General features: G+C 71.2%; 19 protein-coding genes and 1 pseudogene. 10 read left to right on the top strand and 10 right to left on the bottom strand.

Annotated elements, in window-relative coordinates:
* Positions 1-185: 185 nt before the first annotated feature.
* Positions 186-1,496, top strand: coding sequence for an alkyl sulfatase dimerization domain-containing protein (locus tag ACZ4SA_RS29260; protein WP_468280500.1), 1,311 nt, complete (start codon positions 186-188; stop codon positions 1,494-1,496).
* Between the two features lie 441 nt (positions 1,497-1,937).
* Here ACZ4SA_RS29260 and ACZ4SA_RS29255 read toward each other — a convergent pair whose 3' ends face one another.
* A complete protein-coding gene (locus ACZ4SA_RS29255; protein WP_468280499.1) occupies positions 1,938-2,168 on the bottom strand; it encodes a hypothetical protein in 231 nt (76 codons plus the stop codon).
* 348 nt (positions 2,169-2,516) lie between these two features.
* Between ACZ4SA_RS29255 and ACZ4SA_RS29250 the strand changes: the two genes are divergently transcribed.
* Positions 2,517-3,170, top strand: a complete 654-nt coding sequence (locus tag ACZ4SA_RS29250; RefSeq protein WP_468280497.1) for a GAP family protein — start codon at positions 2,517-2,519, stop codon at positions 3,168-3,170.
* A 287-nt stretch (positions 3,171-3,457) separates the two neighbouring features.
* Here ACZ4SA_RS29250 and ACZ4SA_RS29245 read toward each other — a convergent pair whose 3' ends face one another.
* Together ACZ4SA_RS29245 and ACZ4SA_RS29240 are read right to left on the bottom strand one after the other, a co-directional pair.
* Positions 3,458-3,616 carry a hypothetical protein gene (locus ACZ4SA_RS29245; protein ID WP_468280495.1) on the bottom strand — a complete coding sequence of 53 codons (159 nt, stop codon included), beginning with the start codon at positions 3,614-3,616 and terminating at the stop codon, positions 3,458-3,460.
* Positions 3,617-3,743: 127 nt separating this feature from the next.
* A complete protein-coding gene (locus ACZ4SA_RS29240; RefSeq protein ID WP_468280493.1) occupies positions 3,744-4,106 on the bottom strand; it encodes a VOC family protein in 363 nt (120 codons plus the stop codon).
* A 388-nt stretch (positions 4,107-4,494) separates the two neighbouring features.
* Here ACZ4SA_RS29240 and ACZ4SA_RS29235 point away from each other — a divergent pair, with 388 nt between their 5' ends.
* From ACZ4SA_RS29235 to ACZ4SA_RS29220, 4 genes and pseudogenes are all read left to right on the top strand, one after another.
* A complete protein-coding gene (locus ACZ4SA_RS29235) occupies positions 4,495-4,734 on the top strand; it encodes a hypothetical protein (protein ID WP_468280491.1) in 240 nt (79 codons plus the stop codon).
* A 41-nt stretch (positions 4,735-4,775) separates the two neighbouring features.
* A pseudogene (locus ACZ4SA_RS29230) lies at positions 4,776-4,850 on the top strand (hypothetical protein); the annotation flags it as partial.
* Entirely contained in the window at positions 4,819-5,076 is a 258-nt protein-coding gene (locus ACZ4SA_RS29225) for a hypothetical protein (protein ID WP_468280489.1), read from the top strand. The pseudogene ACZ4SA_RS29230 and the gene ACZ4SA_RS29225, both read left to right, overlap by 32 nt.
* Before the next feature lie 190 nt (positions 5,077-5,266).
* A complete protein-coding gene (locus ACZ4SA_RS29220; RefSeq protein ID WP_468280487.1) occupies positions 5,267-5,476 on the top strand; it encodes a hypothetical protein in 210 nt (69 codons plus the stop codon).
* 124 nt (positions 5,477-5,600) lie between these two features.
* Here the strand turns inward: ACZ4SA_RS29220 and ACZ4SA_RS29215 are convergent, their stop codons facing one another.
* From ACZ4SA_RS29215 to ACZ4SA_RS29190, 6 genes are all read right to left on the bottom strand, one after another.
* Positions 5,601-6,395: an SDR family NAD(P)-dependent oxidoreductase gene (locus tag ACZ4SA_RS29215; RefSeq protein WP_468280485.1), complete on the bottom strand. Its 795-nt coding sequence runs from the start codon at positions 6,393-6,395 to the stop codon at positions 5,601-5,603.
* Positions 6,392-7,399, bottom strand: a complete 1,008-nt coding sequence (locus tag ACZ4SA_RS29210) for an NADP-dependent oxidoreductase (protein WP_468280483.1) — start codon at positions 7,397-7,399, stop codon at positions 6,392-6,394. Before ACZ4SA_RS29210 ends, ACZ4SA_RS29215 begins: the two co-directional genes overlap by 4 nt.
* Before the next feature lie 223 nt (positions 7,400-7,622).
* On the bottom strand, positions 7,623-8,462 hold the full coding sequence (gene grpE / locus ACZ4SA_RS29205) for a nucleotide exchange factor GrpE (RefSeq protein WP_468280481.1): 840 nt from the start codon (positions 8,460-8,462) through the stop codon (positions 7,623-7,625).
* Positions 8,459-10,324, bottom strand: coding sequence for a molecular chaperone DnaK (gene dnaK, locus ACZ4SA_RS29200; RefSeq protein WP_468280479.1), 1,866 nt, complete (start codon positions 10,322-10,324; stop codon positions 8,459-8,461). Before dnaK ends, grpE begins: the two co-directional genes overlap by 4 nt.
* A gap of 409 nt (positions 10,325-10,733) precedes the next feature.
* Complete coding sequence (locus tag ACZ4SA_RS29195) at positions 10,734-11,225, bottom strand: peptidylprolyl isomerase (protein WP_468280477.1); 492 nt, start codon at positions 11,223-11,225, stop codon at positions 10,734-10,736.
* A gap of 425 nt (positions 11,226-11,650) precedes the next feature.
* Complete coding sequence (locus ACZ4SA_RS29190; protein ID WP_468280475.1) at positions 11,651-12,808, bottom strand: AI-2E family transporter; 1,158 nt, start codon at positions 12,806-12,808, stop codon at positions 11,651-11,653.
* A gap of 279 nt (positions 12,809-13,087) precedes the next feature.
* Between ACZ4SA_RS29190 and ACZ4SA_RS29185 the strand changes: the two genes are divergently transcribed.
* The 3 genes from ACZ4SA_RS29185 (at position 13,088) to ACZ4SA_RS29175 (ending at position 15,180) form a co-directional block, all read left to right on the top strand.
* On the top strand, positions 13,088-13,654 hold the full coding sequence (locus tag ACZ4SA_RS29185; protein ID WP_468280473.1) for a hypothetical protein: 567 nt from the start codon (positions 13,088-13,090) through the stop codon (positions 13,652-13,654).
* 15 nt (positions 13,655-13,669) lie between these two features.
* Positions 13,670-14,257, top strand: coding sequence for a hypothetical protein (locus ACZ4SA_RS29180; protein ID WP_468280471.1), 588 nt, complete (start codon positions 13,670-13,672; stop codon positions 14,255-14,257).
* Between the two features lie 515 nt (positions 14,258-14,772).
* Positions 14,773-15,180: a DUF4230 domain-containing protein gene (locus tag ACZ4SA_RS29175; protein WP_468280469.1), complete on the top strand. Its 408-nt coding sequence runs from the start codon at positions 14,773-14,775 to the stop codon at positions 15,178-15,180.
* On the opposite strand, the gene ACZ4SA_RS29170 is transcribed toward ACZ4SA_RS29175, so the two are convergent.
* Positions 15,164-16,870 (bottom strand): multicopper oxidase family protein, encoded by a 1,707-nt coding sequence (locus ACZ4SA_RS29170; protein WP_468280468.1) that lies wholly within the window; start codon positions 16,868-16,870, stop codon positions 15,164-15,166. The two genes, ACZ4SA_RS29175 and ACZ4SA_RS29170, sit on opposite strands and share 17 nt — an antisense overlap.
* A gap of 601 nt (positions 16,871-17,471) precedes the next feature.
* On the opposite strand from ACZ4SA_RS29170, the gene ACZ4SA_RS29165 reads away from it, so the two are divergent.
* Positions 17,472-18,689, top strand: a complete 1,218-nt coding sequence (locus ACZ4SA_RS29165) for a serine hydrolase domain-containing protein (RefSeq protein WP_468280528.1) — start codon at positions 17,472-17,474, stop codon at positions 18,687-18,689.
* The last annotated feature ends 27 nt before the right edge of the window (positions 18,690-18,716 follow it).

The raw sequence follows: 18,716 nt of genomic DNA, 5'->3' as shown, positions 1-18,716 counted from the left end.
CCACGCCTGGACAGTTCACGAGCCGTTCGGTAAGTGATGTCCGGACGAACCAGCGGGCTCCCCGGGGCGGCCCCTGCGGCCGTCGCTCGTCGGCGAGTTCCGAGGCGGCGCACGGGAGGCGACCGTACCGGCGCACGCCGATCCCCCCGGGGCCCCGCCGTCCGGTCCCTCGACCAAGGAGTGAGATGGCTTTCTCCGTCACCGAGTACGCCGACCGCGTCTGGAACGGCGAGATCGACGACAGCATCGTGTGCACCCCGAAGAGCGGCGCCGGAGTGATCGACGTCGTCGACGGCGTCGGATGGCGCCCGGGATTCGGCAACGTCTTCGCGTTCCGCGCGGCCGGCGAGCTGCTCCTGTTCGACACGGGGAATCCCTATGACGCCTCCGGCCTCCACCAGGACCTGCGCCGGTGGAGCAGGGCACCGCTCACCACCGCGGTCTTCTCGCACGGCCATGTCGACCACGTGGGCGGGACCGGCCCGTTCGACGCCGAGGAAGGCCCGGCGCTCACCGTCGTCGCGCACGAGCTGACCGGGACGCGCTTCGACCGGTATCTCCTCACCAACGGCTACAACGCGGTGATCAACCAACGGCAGTTCCAGCTTCCGGACCTGACCTGGCCCACCGAGTACCGCCGCCCGGACGTCACCTACCGGGACGGCATGACCCTCACGACCGGCGGGCTGACCTGCGAGCTCTTCCACGTCCGCGGCGAGACCGACGACGCGACCGTGGCCTGGTTCCCCCAGCGGCGCATCCTGTGCGCCGGTGACATGTTCATCTGGCTCGCCCCGAACTGCGGCAACCCCCAGAAGGTGCAGCGCTATCCGCGGGAGTGGGCCCTCGCGCTGCGCCGCATGGCCGCCCTGGACGCGGAGATCATGCTTCCCTCGCACGGCGCACCGGTCTTCGGCGCCGACCGCGTCCGCCAGGCACTGCAGGAGACGGCGGAATGGCTGGAAAGCCTGGTGGAGCAGACCCTGGCAGGCCTCAACGCCGGTGCACGGCTGGACGACCTCCTGCACACGGTCAGTCCGCCGGTCCATCTGGCGGACCGGCCGTACCTGCGGGCCGCTTACGACGAGCCCGAGTTCGTGGTGCGCAACCTGTGGCGCCAGTACGGCGGTTGGTACGACGGCAACCCGGCCCGGCTGAAGCCCGCTCCCGACGCCCGGCTGGCCGCCGAGCTCGCCCAACTCGCCGGCGGGGCGGATGTGCTGGCCGAAGCTGCACGGCGGCACGCCGGCGCCGGCGAGTTCCGGCTGGCCGGGCACCTCGCGGAGCTGGCCGTGCTCGCCGAGCCCGACAGCGTGCCCCTGCACCGTGTACGGGCGGAGGTCTACGAGGCCAGAGCGGACAAGGAGGCGTCTTTGATGGCCAGGGGCATCTTCCAATGGGCCGCTTCGGAGTCTCGGCAGAAGTGCAAGGGGGATATCCCAGGGCCGGCCGCGCGCGAGGGAGTGGAGCCGCACGAGGACTCTGCGTCGGCGTAGCCGCGGCGCCTTCGCCCGGGCCCGCCGCCATGGTCTCGGTGGCTCTCACCCGCACTCCGCGCCCGGCCGCCGAGGAGGTGACCGCCCACGTGTGGGCCGTTCATCGGCGGCGCGGTGAAACTGCCCGGCACCGCCGCCTGAGAGGACGCACGCCGTGCCCCCGACCCCCGATGCCCGCCGTCGCGCAGGCGGCAAACGCGTCAAGACGCTGGAAGACCTCGCCGGAGACCTGGCTGCCACATACCCGCGTGCCCCCAGCGCAGGCGCACGCGTCGACCGCGCCACCGTCGAGGGCGACCTCGCCGCCGTCGAGCGCGACGGCTACGTGATTCTCCCCGAACTGCTCACCCCTCCGGAGTGCGCCGGGATCCGGCACGCGGTGACGCCGCTGCTCGACAGGACCGGCCGCAACGCCTTCGAGGGCCACCGGACACAGCGCGCCTACAGTCTGCTCAACAAGACCCGCTGCTGCGACCGGCTCGTCGACCACCCCAGGGTCCTGGCCCCGTTGGAGCACGGCCGGCCTCCTCCCATGGACTCCAGGGTGCGGCCCCGGGCCTCCCCGACCCACACCACGACGACCGGCACGGACTCCAGGGCGAAGAAGGCGTGGATCCCGTACGTCGCGGAAAGGTTCCACTCCGCGAGCACCGGAAAGGTGAACGTGACCACCCAGTTGGCGGCCCGTCCGCGGCGGGCACATCGAGCTGGCCTCCCTGCGTGTCAGGGTCGGGACGGCGGGAGGACGCCTCTGCCCGGAACCGCGCGAGCCGACCGGGACCACGGCACTCGTGGAGCTTCCCCTCGCGCCGCCCGACGCGCGGGAGGAGCGATGACGGTGCCTTCCGCCCGCCGTGGCCCGACACCGCCTGCCGTCCCGCGCGCCCCGCGCGGGACGATCCGCCTCACCCACAGACCGCCGCGTACGAACGGACCGCCAGGTACGAACGGACCGCCAGGTACGAACGGACCGCCAGGTACGAACGGGCCGCCGGGCGGGACGAGGACGAGGATCCGGGGGTGGGTGCGGTGATCGCCGAGTTCGTGGCCCCTGCGCTGGGGATCGCCCTGTCACCGTTCCCGGTGGTCCCTGCGATTCTCCTGCTGCTCACTGCGCGGGCGCGGGAGAACAGCAGTGCCTTCATCGTCGGCTGGACGGCCGGAGTCGCCGGTGCAGCCGTCCTGTTCACCCTGCTGACCTCCGTCGTCGAGATCGCCGGCGAGCCGCCCGCCTGGGCCTCATGGGGGCGGATCGGCCTGGGCGGCCTCCTGCTGCTCGTGGGCGCGGGGCTGTGGAGGCGCAGGAGGACGAGGGCGGATCCGGCGTGGATACGGGCGCTGGAGACCGCCACCTGGCCGAGTGCGCTGCGGCTGGGCCTGCTGCTCTCGGCCGCCAACCCGAAGATCCTGGTCCTGGTCGCCGCCGGTGGCGTCGCGATCGGTTCGGCCCAGCTGACGGCTGCGGGCAGGGCGGGCTCGATCGCCCTTTTCACGCTCATCGCCTCCGCGGGCGTCGTCCTTCCGCCGCTGCTGCGCCTCCTCGTCGGGGAGCGGATCCTGCCACCGCTGGGGCGGGCCAAGGACTGGCTGAAGGTCCACAACACCGCCATCGTCGCCCTCGTGATCGGCTTGATCGGGATCATGCTGGTGGCGAAAGGCGTCGGTGGGCTGTGACGCCGTTCGGTCGGCCGAACGGCCCTCGGTGCCGCGGGCCCGCTCGCCGGGTGCGTCGCCTCGTCGCCGGGCGTTTCCCGGGCGGGTGGGACGGCAGGACGCGCCGGTCACGCTGGCGGCGTCGGCGCGGTCCGGAGCGCCGTGCCGGACGACATCGGCCGGCGACTTGGCGAACACGGCGACCGTCTCGTGGGTGTCGCCGCTGCTCACCGTCTCCACGGAGACGAAGTCGGCGAGCCAGCCGGGCCGCACCGGATGAACACCCTGCGGCAGGCCGGTCTCCAGGGTCAGGCCGGACAGTTGGTCCGTTCCGCCCGCTGGTGCTCCACGTCCTGCGGCTCGTGGAGGAAGGTCACGCCGCACCCGCCGGCTCCGCGCCGGTGCTTGAGCACACACGGCAGGGCCAGTTCGGCGACGGCGCGTTCGAAGTCGCGGAGGCAGTCCACCCGGCGGCAGCGGACCCGGTGAGTCCCACCGCCGGCAGGCGCCGTCGCTGAACGTACTTGTCCCACGAGCACCCGACGGCCGGCCCCCGACGGGGGACGGTCCGCATGCCCCCGGCCGACGGGGCGGTCAGGACGTCAGGCAGAAGGGATGACCGGACGGGTCCAGCAGAACCCGCCACCGCTCTCCACCGGGCTGATGGTCCGGCTTCACCGCGCCGAGCGCGACCGCCCGCCTCTCGGCCGCGTCGACGTCGTCCACGCGGAAGTCGAGGTGGAGCTGCTGCGGCACGCCCTGGCCCGGCCACCGCGGAGCACGGTACCCGTCAGCGCGCTGGAACCCGAGGTCGCAGCCGGTGCCACCGCTCAGAGCGACGAACCCGTCCGCCTCGAAGGACACCCCCATGCCGGTCAGTTCACCGTAGAACCGGGCCAGACCCTTCGGATCAGCGCAGTCCAGGGTCACCCCACGCAATACCGCGGTCGCCGTCATCCGTTTCCTTCTCTTCCTGTGTCCGCCACAAGGCCACCGCATCTCACCGCACGACGGCGGTCCGGCGGCGTGCCGCTGAAAGGCCCGCTCCCCGCGCGGACTTTGCCGCGCCGACACCGTACTGCTCCCGCTGCGCACAAGGGCACCGGTTTTCTCCAGCGGTAAGGGCAGGCGTCGGCATCGGCACCAGGGCGGTGCGCCGTCCGAAGCCGGGGGTATCCACGAAGGAGTTCCTATGACGTCCGTGAGGCCCTCCGCTCCCCCGCCCGCCGCCCAGTGGGCCGGCTCAGCACTGCCTGCCCCGGCCCGTAGGCCATCCAGGGGGCGTGATCAGCGAGGTCACGGCTGCTACGTGGCGGCGCCACCGAGGCGGCCTAGGGTCCTCGTCGTGGCAGACATCCCGGATGAACTGATCGAGCTGGAACGCGCCGCCGAGGAAGAGCGGGCGAAGCTCGCCGGCCTGGACGAGGAGGAGCGCGAGGCGCAGTGGAAGCGCTGGCGCGAGGCGACCGACAAGTTCGAGGCTGCGGTGACGGAACACGCCGAGGAGACCGGGCAGAGCCGGGACGATGTGAGGAAGGCCGCCAGGAAGGCTGTCAGGAACGCGGAAGAGGACCCGGCGGAGTAGGCAGCTTCCCCGCTCCCCCCGCTCCAAGCGCCTGAGGGACGGTGCGTGCGGGCACCATCACCGGAACCTACGGTGACGACGTCATTGCCGCCTCCTGCGGCACCGACGTCATCGACGGCCGGGGCGGCGACGACCGCATCTGCGGCCTGGGCGGGAACGACACCGGTCCAGGGCGGGCGCGGCGACGACCAGATCGACGGCGGCACCGGCGAGGACTTCCTGATCGGCGACGTCCGCCGCTCGAGCGGCAACGCCGTCGGCAGCGGCGACGACCTCCTGCTCGGGGGTGACGGCAACGACTTCGACGAGGCTGTGCAGTGTGAGACGCCCGGCGTCCCGTAACGCGCGGGCCGGCCGCGGCACCGGCCGACGGGCGGGTGCCGGGGCCGCAGCCGGGAAGACCGGGGCCGCCGTCCATCGTGCGGCTCCGGCACGGGCCCGGTGCCGGCGTTGCCGGTGCGTGCCGTCGAACACCTGCCCCGGCCGGCGCCTGCCTCAGCCGCTACAGGGCTTACGGCACACGCCCCCCTCCGTGCGCGACGCGCGGTCGGTCGAGGTCCAGCTCACCGCCGAGGGCCGCCGGGTCTTCGCCGAGGCCGACGCCACCCGCCGCGAGGCCCTGGCGCCGGTCTTCACGGACCTCCTCGACGAGCAGGACCTCGAGGCCCTCGGCACGGTGTGGCGCAAGCTCAAGGCCGAGAAGGAGCGGCTCGCGGAGGAACCGGGAACGAGGTCCTCCTGACGGCGGCAAGCCGGTGGTGCCCGGGCAGCCTCCACGATGTCACGGCCCACCGGACTTCGAGGTCGAGGTGTGGCGCCTCGAAGTGCGGGGGCCGTGCGGGCGTGCGGGCGTGCGGGCGTGCGGTTCAGGAGTACGCGGGCCGTCCCGGGGCCGGGACGTTGCGGAAGCGGAACGGCTCCGGGGTGCGGCCGGGCTGGATGAACCAGCATTCGCCGGTGCCGTCGCCGGTGACGATGTTCAGCACCGTGTCGGCGACAGTCTCCGCCGGGATGACCGGCATGCCCTGCTCGGCGAGCATGCCGCGCAGCGGGTCGATGATCCGGGACTCGGCGAAGCCGGGGCAGACCGCGTTGAACCGGATGCCGTCGGGCGCCAACGCCGGTCCCAGTGAGCGTGCGAGACCGACCACGGCATGCTTGTTCGCCCCGTACAGGGGGTCGAGCGGTACCGAGGCCAGGCCGGCCAGGGACGAGGTCGCCACGATCGAGCCGCCGCCGCGGGCCCGCAGCGCCGGCAGGACCGCGTGGGTGCCGAAGACGACGCCGTCGAGGTTGGCGCCCATGGCGCGGCGGTAGCGCGCCAGGTCGAAGTCGTCGCCGACACCGCAGCCCGTGGCCACACCCGCGTTGAGGAAGGCGATGTCGACGCCGCCGCAGCGCTCGGTGGCGAAGTCGACCAGAGCACGGTTCGCCTCGAGGTCGGAGACGTCGCATGCCCGGAAGTGGCCGCCGACGAGGTCGGCCACCTCCCGGCCGCCCACCGCGTCGAGGTCGCCGACGACCACTTCGGCGCCCGCGCCGGCGAGTGCCAGTGCCGTGGCCCGGCCCAGTCCGCCGGCGCCGCCCGTGACGATCGCGACCTTGCCGCGCAGCGGTGCCGGTCCTTGCGTGTTCTCGGCGGCCTGGTTCTCGGCGCTCATGCCAGCTCCAGGACGAGCTTGCCGACGTTGTCGCCGCGGAAGAGCATCTGCAGGGTCTCGGGGAAGTCGTCCACCGCCCCCTTCACCACATGTTCCTTGACCTTGAGCCGGCCGTCGCCGATCCAGCCGGCGATCTCCTGGGCGGCCTGCGCGTAGCGCTTGGCGTAGTCGAAGACCACGAAGCCTTCCATGCGGGCGCGGCGCACGAGCAGGGACAGGTAGTTCGACGGGCCCGTGACCGGTGTCGCGTTGTTGTACTGGCTGATCGCGCCGCAGATCACCACGCGGGCGTTCATGGCCAGCCGGGTGAGCGCGGCGTCGAGGATGTCACCGCCCACGTTGTCGAAGTAGACGTCGATGCCGTCAGGGGTCTGCTCGCGCAAGGCGCGCTTGACGTCGCCGGCCCGGTAGTCGATCGCCGCGTCGAATCCCAGCTCGTCGGTGAGCAGCGCGCACTTCTCGGGTCCTCCGGCGATGCCGATGACGCGGCAGCCCTTCACCTTGGCGATCTGGCCGACCATGGTGCCGACCGCACCGGCCGCGCCGGAGACGACGACGGTCTCGCCGTCCTTGAGGGCACCGACGTCCAGCAGTCCGAAGTACGCGGTCATGCCGGGCATGCCGAGGGCGCCCAGGTAGGTCGAGGGCGGCGCGAGGGAGGTGTCGATCTTCAGGGCGCCCTTGCCGTCGGACACGACGTGCTCCTGGACGCCGAAGGTGCCCACGACGTGGTCACCGGGCTGGAAGCCGGGGTGGTTGGAGTCGGTCACCTCGATGACCGATCCCGCGCGCATCACCTCGCCGAGCCCGACGGGCGGGAGGTAGGAGGGGCGGTCGTCGAGCCAGCCGCGCATCGCGGGGTCCAGCGATATGACGCGTGTCCTGCCCGCGAACCGGCCGGGGCCGGGCGCCTCGACGGGGGCGGAGACGTGTTCCCAGTCCTCGGGTTTCACGTCACCCACGGGGCGGGCGGCCAGACGGATCTGGCGGTTGGTCGCAGACATGAAGCCTCCTGTCGTCCGTGGACCCGACCATACCGACCAGTAGGTACGCAGGGGAATGTGAGGTGCGCCACAGCCGGGCCCGTGGTGGCGCGCATGCGCGCACGGGGGCTCCGGGACAGTGGGGCGCAGGGTTCGTCCGGCCGGGCGCGGGCGGCCCGGCCCTGGCGCGAGCGGGCCGGGCGCGGGCGCTGCAGGGCCCGACCCGGCGTGTGTCGGGCGTCCTTCACCCGGCGGGCGGGATCTCTCCGGGTTCGGGGGCCGGGACCCTGTCCAAGGCCGTGCTCTGCCCATCGGCCGCCGGGCTGCCGGCGGGCGGGCCGGTCACGGATACCTGGGCGGGGCGCAGGAGATGCTCCCCGACGCGGTAGCCCTGCCGCAGTACCTCCGTGCAGACGACTTGCGTCGCCTGGTCCGACGAGTGGGAGGTGAGTGCCTCGTGGACCGTGGGGTCGAAGGTCTCCCCCGGTGCGCCGACGGTTTGCAGGCCGAGCGCCGCCAGCTGTGCGTCGAGCACCTCGGCCACCGCGCCGGTTCCGGCGTCGGCCCCCCGCTTGCGCGCCCCCTCGAAGGCGTCGAGCACGGGCAGCAGGCCGGCCAGGACGTTGGCGACGGCGATCTCGCGGATCGCCAGGCGGTCCCGGCGCACGCGTTTGCGGTAGTTGTCGTACTCGGCCTTCAGACGCTGGAGATCAGCCGTCAGTTCCGCGTTCCTGTCGCGCAGCTCGGCCATCCGGGCCTGCGCACGCCGCAGTTCGGCGGCGTCGGCCTGCGCGTACCCCACCTCGGCGGTCTCGGCCGGCGCATGCCGTTCGGCGGCCTCGGCCGGCGCGTACCCCACCTCGGCAGTCTCGGCCGGCGCATGCCGTTCGGCGGCCTCGGCCGGCGCACGTCGCGATTCGGCGGCTGGCGGCTTTGCGGCGGGCCCGTTCGACTTCGGCGAGGGGTCGGCCGGTCCCTTGGGGCGGCGGGGCTGGAGGGTGACCGGGTCGATCCTGCGCCGGTCGCGGATGACGACGGGTGGCCGCCGGTCCGGGGTGTTCCTGACGTTGGGTTCCTGGCTCATCCGGCGCCTCCCTTCTCCTCGTCGTCGACGATCTCCGCGTCGACGACCTCGTCGCCGGGTTCCCGGTCGGAGCCGGATCCGGAGCCGGCCGCACCCGCACCGGTGTCGTCGCGCTGCGCCTGGGCGTAGAGGGCCGAGCCGATCCGTTGCGCGGCCGCCGTGAGCTTTTCCGCGGCAGACCGGATCGCGCCGGTGTCCTCGCCCTTGAGCTTCTCCTTCAGCTCGGTGAGCGCGGTCTCGGTCTCGGACCGCACGTCCTCGGGGATCTTGTCGCGGTTGTCCTGCAGCAGTTTCTCGGTCTGGTAGACGCTGCTCTCCGCCTGGTTGCGGATCTCCGCGGCCTCCTTGCGGCGGCGGTCCTCCTCCGCGTGCTGCTCGGCCTCACGGACCATGCGGTCGATGTCCTGCTTCGGCAGCGAGGAGCCGCCGGTGACGGTCATCTTCTGCTCCTTGCCCGTGCCCAGGTCCTTCGCGGTCACGTGCATGATGCCGTTGGCGTCGATGTCGAAGGAGACCTCGATCTGCGGGACCCCGCGCGGGGCCGGGGGCAGACCGGTCAGCTCGAACATCCCGAGCTTCTTGTTGTACGCCGCGATCTCGCGCTCGCCCTGGTAGACCTGGATCTGCACGGACGGCTGGTTGTCCTCGGCCGTGGTGAAGGTCTCAGACCGCTTGGTCGGGATCGTGGTGTTGCGCTCGATGAGCTTGGTCATGATGCCGCCCTTGGTCTCGATACCGAGGGACAGCGGGGTCACGTCGAGGAGCAGGACGTCCTTGACCTCACCCTTGAGGACACCGGCCTGGAGCGAGGCGCCGATCGCGACGACCTCGTCCGGGTTCACACCCTTGTGCGGGTCCTTCCCTGTCAGCTCCTTGACCAGGTCGGTCACTGCCGGCATCCGGGTCGAGCCGCCCACCAGGATCACGTGGTCGATGTCCGCCACCTTGATTCCGGCGTCCTTGATCGCGTTGTGGAACGGGGTCTTGCAGCGCTCGAGCAGGTCGGAGGTCAGCTGCTGGAACTGGGCGCGTGTGAGCTTCTCGTCCAGGTGCAGCGGGCCCTCGGCCGACGCCGTGATGTACGGGAGGTTGATCGTCGTCTCGGTCGAGGACGACAGCTCGATCTTCGCCTTCTCCGCGGCCTCGCGCAGACGCTGCAGAGCCATCTTGTCCTTGGCCAGGTCCACGCCGTAGTTGTTCTTGAACTGCTTCACCAGGTGATCGACGATCCGCTGGTCCCAGTCGTCACCACCGAGGTGCGTGTCACCGTTGGTGGCCTTCACCTCGACCAGGCCCTCCCCGATCTCCAGCAGCGAGACGTCGAAGGTGCCGCCACCGAGGTCGAAGACGAGGATCGTCTGCTCGCTCTCCTTGTCCAGGCCGTAGGCCAGGGCCGCCGCGGTCGGCTCGTTGATGATCCGCAGCACCTTCAGACCGGCGATCTCACCGGCTTCCTTGGTGGCGGTGCGCTGGCTGTCGTTGAAGTACGCCGGGACGGTGATCACCGCGTCGGTGACGTCCTCACCGAGATACGCCTCCGCGTCGCGCTTGAGCTTCTGCAGCACCCGCGCCGAGATCTCCTGCGTGGTGTAGTGCTTGCCGTCGATGTCCCCGGTGTCCGGGAAGCGCCACTGCGCGTCGCCCATGTGCCGCTTGACCGACCGGGCGGTGCGGTCGACGTTCGTCACCGCCTGCCGTTTGGCGAGCTCGCCGACCAGCACCTCACCGTTCTTCGCGAAGGCGACGACGGACGGCGTCGTCCTGGCACCCTCGGTGTTCGCGATGACCGCCGGCTCTCCGCCTTCGAGCACGGCCACCACGGAGTTGGTCGTTCCCAGGTCGATTCCGACTGCCCTTGTCATCGCCGCCTCCTTGATCCGGCCGCCATCGCAATCCCCCTGCTCCCTCATGCATAAAACTTGAGTCGACCTAAGTCAAGGCGGTGGCTGCCCGACGGCGGGTGGGCGCCGCCGGACCGGCTCGGGCCATCAGGGGCGGTGCATACGAAGGCAGCAGGGGTTGCGCAACACCCGTCACGCGGCCTGGGCGCGAGCGGAGGGGCTCCCTGGCTGCAGGCAGCCAGGGAGCCCCTCCCGGGCTGAAGATCGCCATAGCGACGCGTTCACGTCACCTTTTGAAAAAACTTGAGCCGAGGCTTGTCAATCTGTCCCCGCCGGCAGGTTCGGCAGCGCGAATCGCCGTTGCGGACAGCGGGCCTCGGCCTCCCCCGGGCCGGTGGCCGGCTGTCCGCCTCGGCGGGGGCAGGTCGACTCAGACCGTGCCGCAGTCCGAGATGACGATCTTCTTGGCGGTGGAGCCGGACCGGCTGCCGAGCGCCTCGATCGCCTTCACGACGTCCATCCCCTCGACGACCTCGCCGAAGACGACGTGCTTGCCGTCCAGCCAGTCGGTGACGATCGTGGTGACGAAGAACTGCGAGCCGTTGCTGTTCGGGCCCGAGTTGGCCATCGACAGCAGGCCCGGCTTGGTGTGCTTGAGCTGGAAGTTCTCGTCGGCGAACTTGTCGCCGTAGATGCTCCTGCCCCCCGTGCCGTTCTGGTTGGTGAAGTCGCCGCCCTGGAGCATGAAGTCCGGGATGACCCGGTGGAACGGCGAGCCCTTGTAACCGAAACCGTTCTCTCCGGTGGCCAGCTCACGGAAGTTCCGTGCCGTCTTCGGGACGACGTCGTCGTACAGCTTGAACTCGATGCGCCCGAGCGGCTCGCCGTTGGCGGTCACCTCGAAGAAGACGTTCTGGCTCATTGCTCTGCTCCTCTGGGATTCGAAAGGTGGGTGGCACCCGGCAATAGAAGACACCCCGGGCGTGCCCCGGCACAAAGATGACACACCTCGGGGATGCGTCCACCTGCAGGCCAGGCCTCCGCGGGTGCTGCCCCAAGCCGAGCAGGGCCGACGTCCCCGGCACCGACGGCCGGTCCGGTCCGGTCTCGTGACGGAGCGTCACCCCGGTCGTCGTTCGCGAACACCGCCCAGGCGCTTCAGCTGAAGGAGAACGACTACCGCCGAGGGGCGGTGCGACGGTGCCGAGCCTGGGGTCCGGGCAGGCCGCGACTGCGGCCGGTTCCGGACCCGCGCTGCGAGAGCGACCCGGCCCCGGACCTCTGGCCTCTGGCCCTGGCGGTCGATCGGGACGAGCACGGCCCGAACCGCCCGGGGACCAAAGGCGGTTACGCCGTTCCGCTCGGTTGCGTCGCGGTCGGGACGAGGTGCTGCGGCGGGACGTCGGCACCGGCGGGCGACTCGTCGGCCGCCGGCTCCTGCGACGAATCGCCGAGCTGCTCGCGCAGATAGTTCCAGACCACCGCGAGCAGCGCGGCGGCCGGTACGGCGAGCAGGCTGCCCACGATGCCGGCCAGGCTGCCGCCCAGTGTCACCGCCAGCAGGACCATCGCCGCATGGAGTCCGAGCCCGCGGCTCTGGATCATGGGCTGGAACACATTGCCCTCGAGCTGCTGCACCACGACGATGATCGCCAGCACGATCAGCGCGTCCGTCGGCCCGTTCGACACCAACGCGATGAGCACCGCGACCAGACCGGCGAACAGGGCGCCCACGATGGGCACGAACGCGGACACGAACGTCAGCACCGCCAGTGGGAGCACCAGGGGCACGCCCAGGATCCACAGGCCGAGGCCGATGAAGACGGCGTCGAGCAGGCCGACGAATGCCTGGGATCGCACGAATGCGCTCAGGGTGTCCCAGCTGCGTGCGGCCACGGTCGGGACGTCGGTGGCGAGCCGGCCGGGGAGCTGGCGGGAGAGCCACGGCAGGAACCGCGGGCCGTCCTTGAGGAAGAAGAACATCAGGAAGAGGGCGAGGACGGCGGTGACCACGCCGTTGACCACGGTGCTCACGCCCGTGAAGACAGCGGTGACCATGCTGCCGACGCTGTCCTGCATGCGGGCGACCGCGGCGTCGGAGGCGCTGGTGATCTGGTCGTTGCCGATGTTCAGCGGCGGCCCGGCGGCCCACTCGCGCAGCCGCTGGATGCCTTCGACCACGCCGTCGGCCAGTTCGCCGGACTGGGAGGTCACCGGCACCGCGATCAGCGCCACAATGCCCGCGGCCACGAGGAGGAACGTCACGGTCACCACCGACGCGGCCAGGGCGGGGGGCCAGCCGCACCGGCGCAGGAAACGGGCCAGGGGCCAGGTCAGTGTGGTGAGGAGCAGGCCCACGATGAGCGGCCAGACGACCGACCACATCCGGCCAAGTAGCCACAGGGCGACGGCGGCTGTCACGAGGACCAGTAGCAACTCGACGGAGACACGCGCCGTTGTTCGGAGCGCGGCGCGGGTTCTCGTGGAACTCAACGTGGCAGGCATGAAGGTCACCTTATGGGCACTCCGGTCGCATGCCCGGCATCGCTCCTCGTCAGGAGCGGGTTTCGCCGGTCGGCCGGCTGCCCGGCGTCAGCAGTTCGCGGGGGCCTGGCCTCGCTGTTGGGTCCGGCCGGTTCCTGGCAGGGGCGTGGGCCGGGAGGCGGCGCTGCACCCACAGGCGGGATGATTTGCACAATAATCAGATCAATTGCGCATGCTGCGCCCCGCTCGTGGAACTCGCCTGGTGAGGCGGCCTCCGGCTGCCCGTGAGCGGAGAGTGCCATGGATACGACGTGGATGATCGTCATCATCGTGGTTGCTGTGATCGTCGTCGCGCTGCTGGCCCTGACCATGCAGCGGACGGCGCGCCGTCGGCGCCTGCAAGAGCGTTTCGGCCCGGAGTACGAGCGCACGGTCGAGCAGGGGGCGAGCCGTCGGCAGGCCGAGCGCGATCTCGCCGCACGGGAGCAGCGCCATGAGGACCTGCAGATCCGGGCGCTTCCGCCGACGGTCCGGGACCGGTACGCACGGGACTGGAACGGGGTGCAGGAACGCTTCGTGGACGATCCCGACCTGGCGGTGGACGAGGCGGACCGGCTGGTGACCGCACTGATGAGCGAGCGCGGATACCCGACCGAAGGGCACGAGCAGCAGATGCGCGATCTGTCGGTCGAACACTCCCGCACGTTGGAGCACTACCGCATCGCTCACGAGATCAACAGTCGTGCCGGCGGAAGGGACACCTCCACGGAGGAGCTACGGAGCGCGATGGTCCACTACCGGGCGCTGTTCGAGGAGCTGTTGAAGGACGGGACCACTGCGTCCGACGACGGCGGCCGACAGTCGTAGGTCAAGGAGAGCGACATGCAGCGAGAAGGCGGATTCGGGCGGGAAGAGACCGGGCGTTTCGCACCCGGTGAGGAAAAGCTGTCCACCGAGGACATAGCCCGGACGGACACGGAGGGGACCGGGTCGGCGCGGCCCGCGGAGCCTGCGGCCCCCGCGGCGGCGCCCACGGCCCCCTCTGCCCCGGCGGCGGAGGAGCCGGTGCCGCCCCGGGACGAGGAGATGGCACAGGCGCCCGGGAAGGAGCCGCCGGAACGCACCGGTGAGCCCCCCGGCCCGGTCGCCGCGCACGAGCGGCCGCAGGCCCGGGAGGCGGCCCCGGCCCGCGAGGACGAGGCCGTTCCGCTTCTCGACTCCGGTGCGGCGGAGGATTTGCGGTCCCGCTGGAGCGAGCTCCAGCAGGGCTTCGTCGACGACCCGCAGGCGGCCGTACGCGGGGCGGACGAACTGGTCGCAGAGGTGATGCAGTTGCTCGCCAGGACCTTCGCCGAACACAAGGAAGGCCTGGAGAGCCAATGGCACCAGGGCAACGAGGTCGCCACCGAGGATCTGCGGATCGCACTGCGGCAGTACCGGTCCTTCTTCGACCGGCTGCTGACGACCTGACCGGTTTCCACCGGCGTCCGGCGACTGACCGGGTCGCGCTCACGCCGCCCGGCGCACGGACCCGGCCGGGCCACAGGCCGCACTCAGAGGCGGCGAAGAACCGCTGCTCCAGCGTCCCGCGCCGCCCCCGCCGGGGGCGGACGCCAGGGTTCGCCAGCTCAGGCGCGGGGTACCCGGGGCCCAACGGCGGGCGGCTGTCCGCCGGCCGACCACTGCAACATCGACTCCTCGCGGGCCAGGGCGGAGTCCGTCGCGGCCGGGATCAACGCCGGCGCCGGTGAGGCGTTCGCGATCCAGGGGAGACCTGACGAAGGCCGCCGAGGTGGAGCGGGTCTTCGACGGGGTCCTCACCCGGTTCGGCAAGCTGGACTACAGCATCGGAGTTCCACCTCTCGCGCCCCCGCGGTGCGCGCCCGCTGCGGCCCGGGGCACACGGAAGACACCACGCCACCTGCCTCTCGGACACCGCTCATCCGCGCGCCGCCCGCCGCCTGCAGCTGCCGTGGTGGCTGTCTGTGCCAATCGCCCTGCTGGTGGTCCTCGTTCTGGTCGCCCTGACAGGACGGTTCAGTCTGCTGCCCGGATTCGACCACGTCTTCGGCGAGGAGACGAAGGACCGGCCGGGGCCCGCCCTCCTCAAGTCCATCCAGAACATGGACCGTTACGAGGGAGCGGCGGGCAACTTCCAGATCGTCGTGGACCTGGAGAAGGACGCCACGTTCCTCCCGGACGCGATCCGGGGCACCCGCACCTTGTACGTGGGGTCGGGCAGCGTCAGCGCGTACGTGGATCTCGGCGCCGTCGGCCGGGACGGCGTCACCGTCGACGTCGAGGTGCGGGAGTGCACGCTGAGCACACCCGGCAGGTTCACGCACCGACGGCCGCGTGCCGGTCGACACCGTGGGCTTATGCGTCGTAGGTGACGGTGGTCATCATGCCGGACTCCGAGTGGTAGATGTTGTGGCAGTGGAGCATCCAGTCGCCGGGGTTGTCGGCGTCGAAGTCGAGGACGAGTTTGTTGTGGGGCAGGACGGTGGCGGTGTCCTTGCGGGCGCCGTGGGAGTCGATGCCGGCGAGGGCGTAGGTGTGGCCGTGGAGGTGGACGGGGTGCCACATGTCGGTGGCGTTGACGACGACCAGTCGTACGCGTTCGCCGCGTTCGATGCGGTGGACCCGGTCGGGTGAGTAGGGGCGGTGGTCGATGCCCCAGTCGTATTTCCCCATACCGCCGGTGAAGGTGAGTCTGACGATCCGGTCGGGTCTGCGCCGGTCGAGTTCGACGGATTCGTGGGGCCTGAGCCGGCGCGCCGAGGGCAGGACGGCGCGCCGCAGTTCGGCGGGGCGGGCGGTGGGGCCGGGGAGCGCGCCGCTCGCTGTGCGCAGGACGGCCATGGCGGCGCCGTTCTTGCCTTCGGCAAGTGCGGTGAGCGGGAAGACGCCGTCTTTCGCGGTGATCAGTGCGTCGTAGCGTTCGCCCATGCCGAGGAGCAGGGAGTCGGTGCGGTGGTGGCGTACGGGGAAGCCGTCGCTGTGGGTGATCGTCATCCGGTGGCCGCCGAGTGCCACGCGGAACGGGGTCTCGGCGCCCGCGTTGATGATGCGCAGCCGGATCCGGTCGCCGGGTTTGGCCCGGAGCTGGGTCGGGTCGTCGGGTGTGCGTCCGTTGATGAGGTAGTGCGGGTAGGCGACGTCGCCCGCGTGGCCGCCGAGCAGCGGGCTGCTGGCGCCCGTCATCAGCCGGCCGGGGCCTTTCTTCTGCTTCGGTGAGGGCGACGTGTCGTCGCGCGCCGGCGCCTCGCCGGGCTCCGGCGCGTGGGCGCCCGGCGGCCCGTAGCCGGCGGCGATTCCTCCGGAGGGTTTGGACGGCCGGGTGCCGCGGTCGTGTCCGCGCTTGTGCGGGGAGCCATGGCCCATGGCGGGCTTGCCCTTGCGGAGCTGGTCGAAGACGTCCTCGGGGCTGGAGCCGCCGATCCCGTCGATCCAGTCGTCCAGCAGGACGATCCATTCCGCGTCGTAGGCGAGGGGCTCGTTGGGGTCGTCCACGATCAGCGGCGCGTACATCCCGCGGTCGATCTGCAGGCCCAGGTGGGGGTGGAACCAGTAGGTGCCGGGGTGCGGCGCCCGGAAGCGGTAGGTGAACGTTTTGCCCGGCTTGATGGGCGGCTGTGTCAGGTCGGGCACGCCGTCCATGTCGTTGCGCAGGGCGATGCCGTGCCAGTGGACCGTGGTGGGTTCGGGCAGGTGGTTGGCGAGCGTCAGCTGGAGGGTGTCACCGGCGGTGATCCGTACCTCTTTGCCGGGCAGTTCGCCGTTGTAGGTGAGGGTCCTGACGGTGCGTCCGCCGCCGATCTCGACCGTGGCCGGTGTGGCGGTGAAGGTGAGGCCACGGAGCTTGCCTTCGGGGCTGGGTGTCCATGTGGGCCGGACCTTCTTGCCGTCCGCGGAGACGGAGCCCTGTGGACCGGCGGCCCCCTCGTTCCGGGCGCCGGCTGGGGGGGTTGCGCCGCTGCCCGAGCAGGCGGTGAGCAGCGCGGATCCCGCTGCGGCGATCCCGGCGCCGAGTACGGCACGCCGAGTGGCAGAGGTCGGACGGGTGTGATCCTGCCTGTACATGGTCCTCCGTCGTCGCACATGCGCGCGTCCCGCCCCGGGCAAGGGGCGGCGCCCCGGGTGGGGCCTGATGTGGCACGACCAGCATGGAGCACAATGCCGGAAACATACGGTAAGCACCGATCTGCCTGTCTTATCTGTCGCGGCCGGGGGACGCCTGGCGGGGGCGGCGGGGCGGGATCGGCGCGGTGTGACGCGCTCTGCGGGGTGCGAGGGGTCGGCGCGGGTGAGGGGGGCCGGTCGCAGCCACGGTCAACTCATCCGGGCACGAGTCCAGTTCCGGTTCTGCGCGGGCAGGCGCCAGGTCCGTCGTGAGGGGGGAGGGGGCGTCGGTGCCCGGGCGGCGGGTTGGGGCGAGTCGCTTGCGCCAACGGCCGCCGTTGACGGTGGCGTCCGGCCCGGGGCGGCCGCACGCCCGCGGAACTGCCGGACGGCATGCGGAGCTTCCCTGAGGCAGGCGGCCTCAAGGGCAGGGCCGGTTTGCGCCGCCATGCGGGAGCGACCCGGCGGGCCTAGCGTGGTGAGGGAGGAGTGATGTCCTGGTCCGGATGCACTCGTCCGGACGCCCTCGGCTGGCAGGAGGTCTGCCGTGAGGTACTCGCAGATGCGTTGGCGCAGGGCGTGCGTGGGACTGGCCGCGGCCACGATGCTGGCCGTACCGGCGTCCACCGGGAGCGCGTACGGGCAGGCGCCGGCCCTGGGGCCTCCCCTCTCCGCATCGGCCTTCAGCGAAACCGACTTCCCCGAACTGGACCCGGCCGTCGCCGAGCGTCTGGACACCGCCATCCAGCAGGTCATGCGCGAGACGAAGGTGCCCGGTGTGATCGTCTCCCTGTCGGCCCCCGGCAAGGGCAGCTACGTGCGGACCTTCGGCATCGCCGACAAGGCCACCGGCGCCCCCATGGAGCGGGATCTCTTCATGCGGATCGGCAGCGAGACCAAGACCTTCACGGTGACCGCCCTGCTCGAACTGGTCGACCAGGGCAAGGTGGGTCTGGACGATCCGATCGCGAAGTACATCGACGACGTCCCCAACGGAGACCGGATCACCCTGCGCAACCTGGCGGGCATGCGCAGCGGGCTGTTCAACTACTCCATGGACGAGGGCTTCGTCAAAGCACTGCTCGCCGACCCTCAACAGCGCTACACACCACAGCAGTTGCTGGACTACTCCTTCAAGCATCCGGTGCAGTTCCAGCCCAATGAGGAGTTCGAGTACAGCAACACCAACCTGATCCTGCTGGGTCTGGTGGTGGAGAAGGCCGGCGGTATGCCGCTGAACGAGTTCATCGAGCGACACGTCCTGAAGCCGGCCGGGTTGCGCAACACCCTGTTCCCGACCGGCGCCGAGTTCCCCAGCCCGCACGCCCAGGGCTACACCAACCAGACCGCGTCCGGCGAAGTCGAGACCAGTACGGACTGGGACCCTTCCTGGGCCTGGGCGGCCGGGGCGATGATCTCCGACATGCGGGACCTGCGCAGTTGGGCCCGTACGGTCGCCACCGGCACCCTGCTGTCCCCCGAGACTCAGGCGCAGCGCCTCAAGACCGAGCCGACGCCGATTCCGGGCGCGAGCTACGGGCTGGGCATCTTCACCATCGAGGGCTGGATCGGCCACAACGGCTCGCTTCCCGGCTACGAGTCCCTGACCATCTATCTCCCCGAACCGCAGGCGACGTTGGTGGTGCTCCTCAACACCGACATCCTGCACGGCCAGACGGAGCCCAGCACCCTCTTCGGCCAGGCGATCACCCGCATCGTGACCCCCGAGCACGTGTTCAACCTGCCGGTCACGGCGGCCCGGCCGACGCCCAAGGGGTGACCTTTCGGAGGTGAAAGCGCCCGGGCC

The sequence above is a fragment of the Streptomyces sp. NPDC027962 genome, from assembly GCF_055566095.1.
Note: the sequence above shows the minus strand (reverse complement) of the source record. Positions and strands in the feature narration are given on the sequence as shown.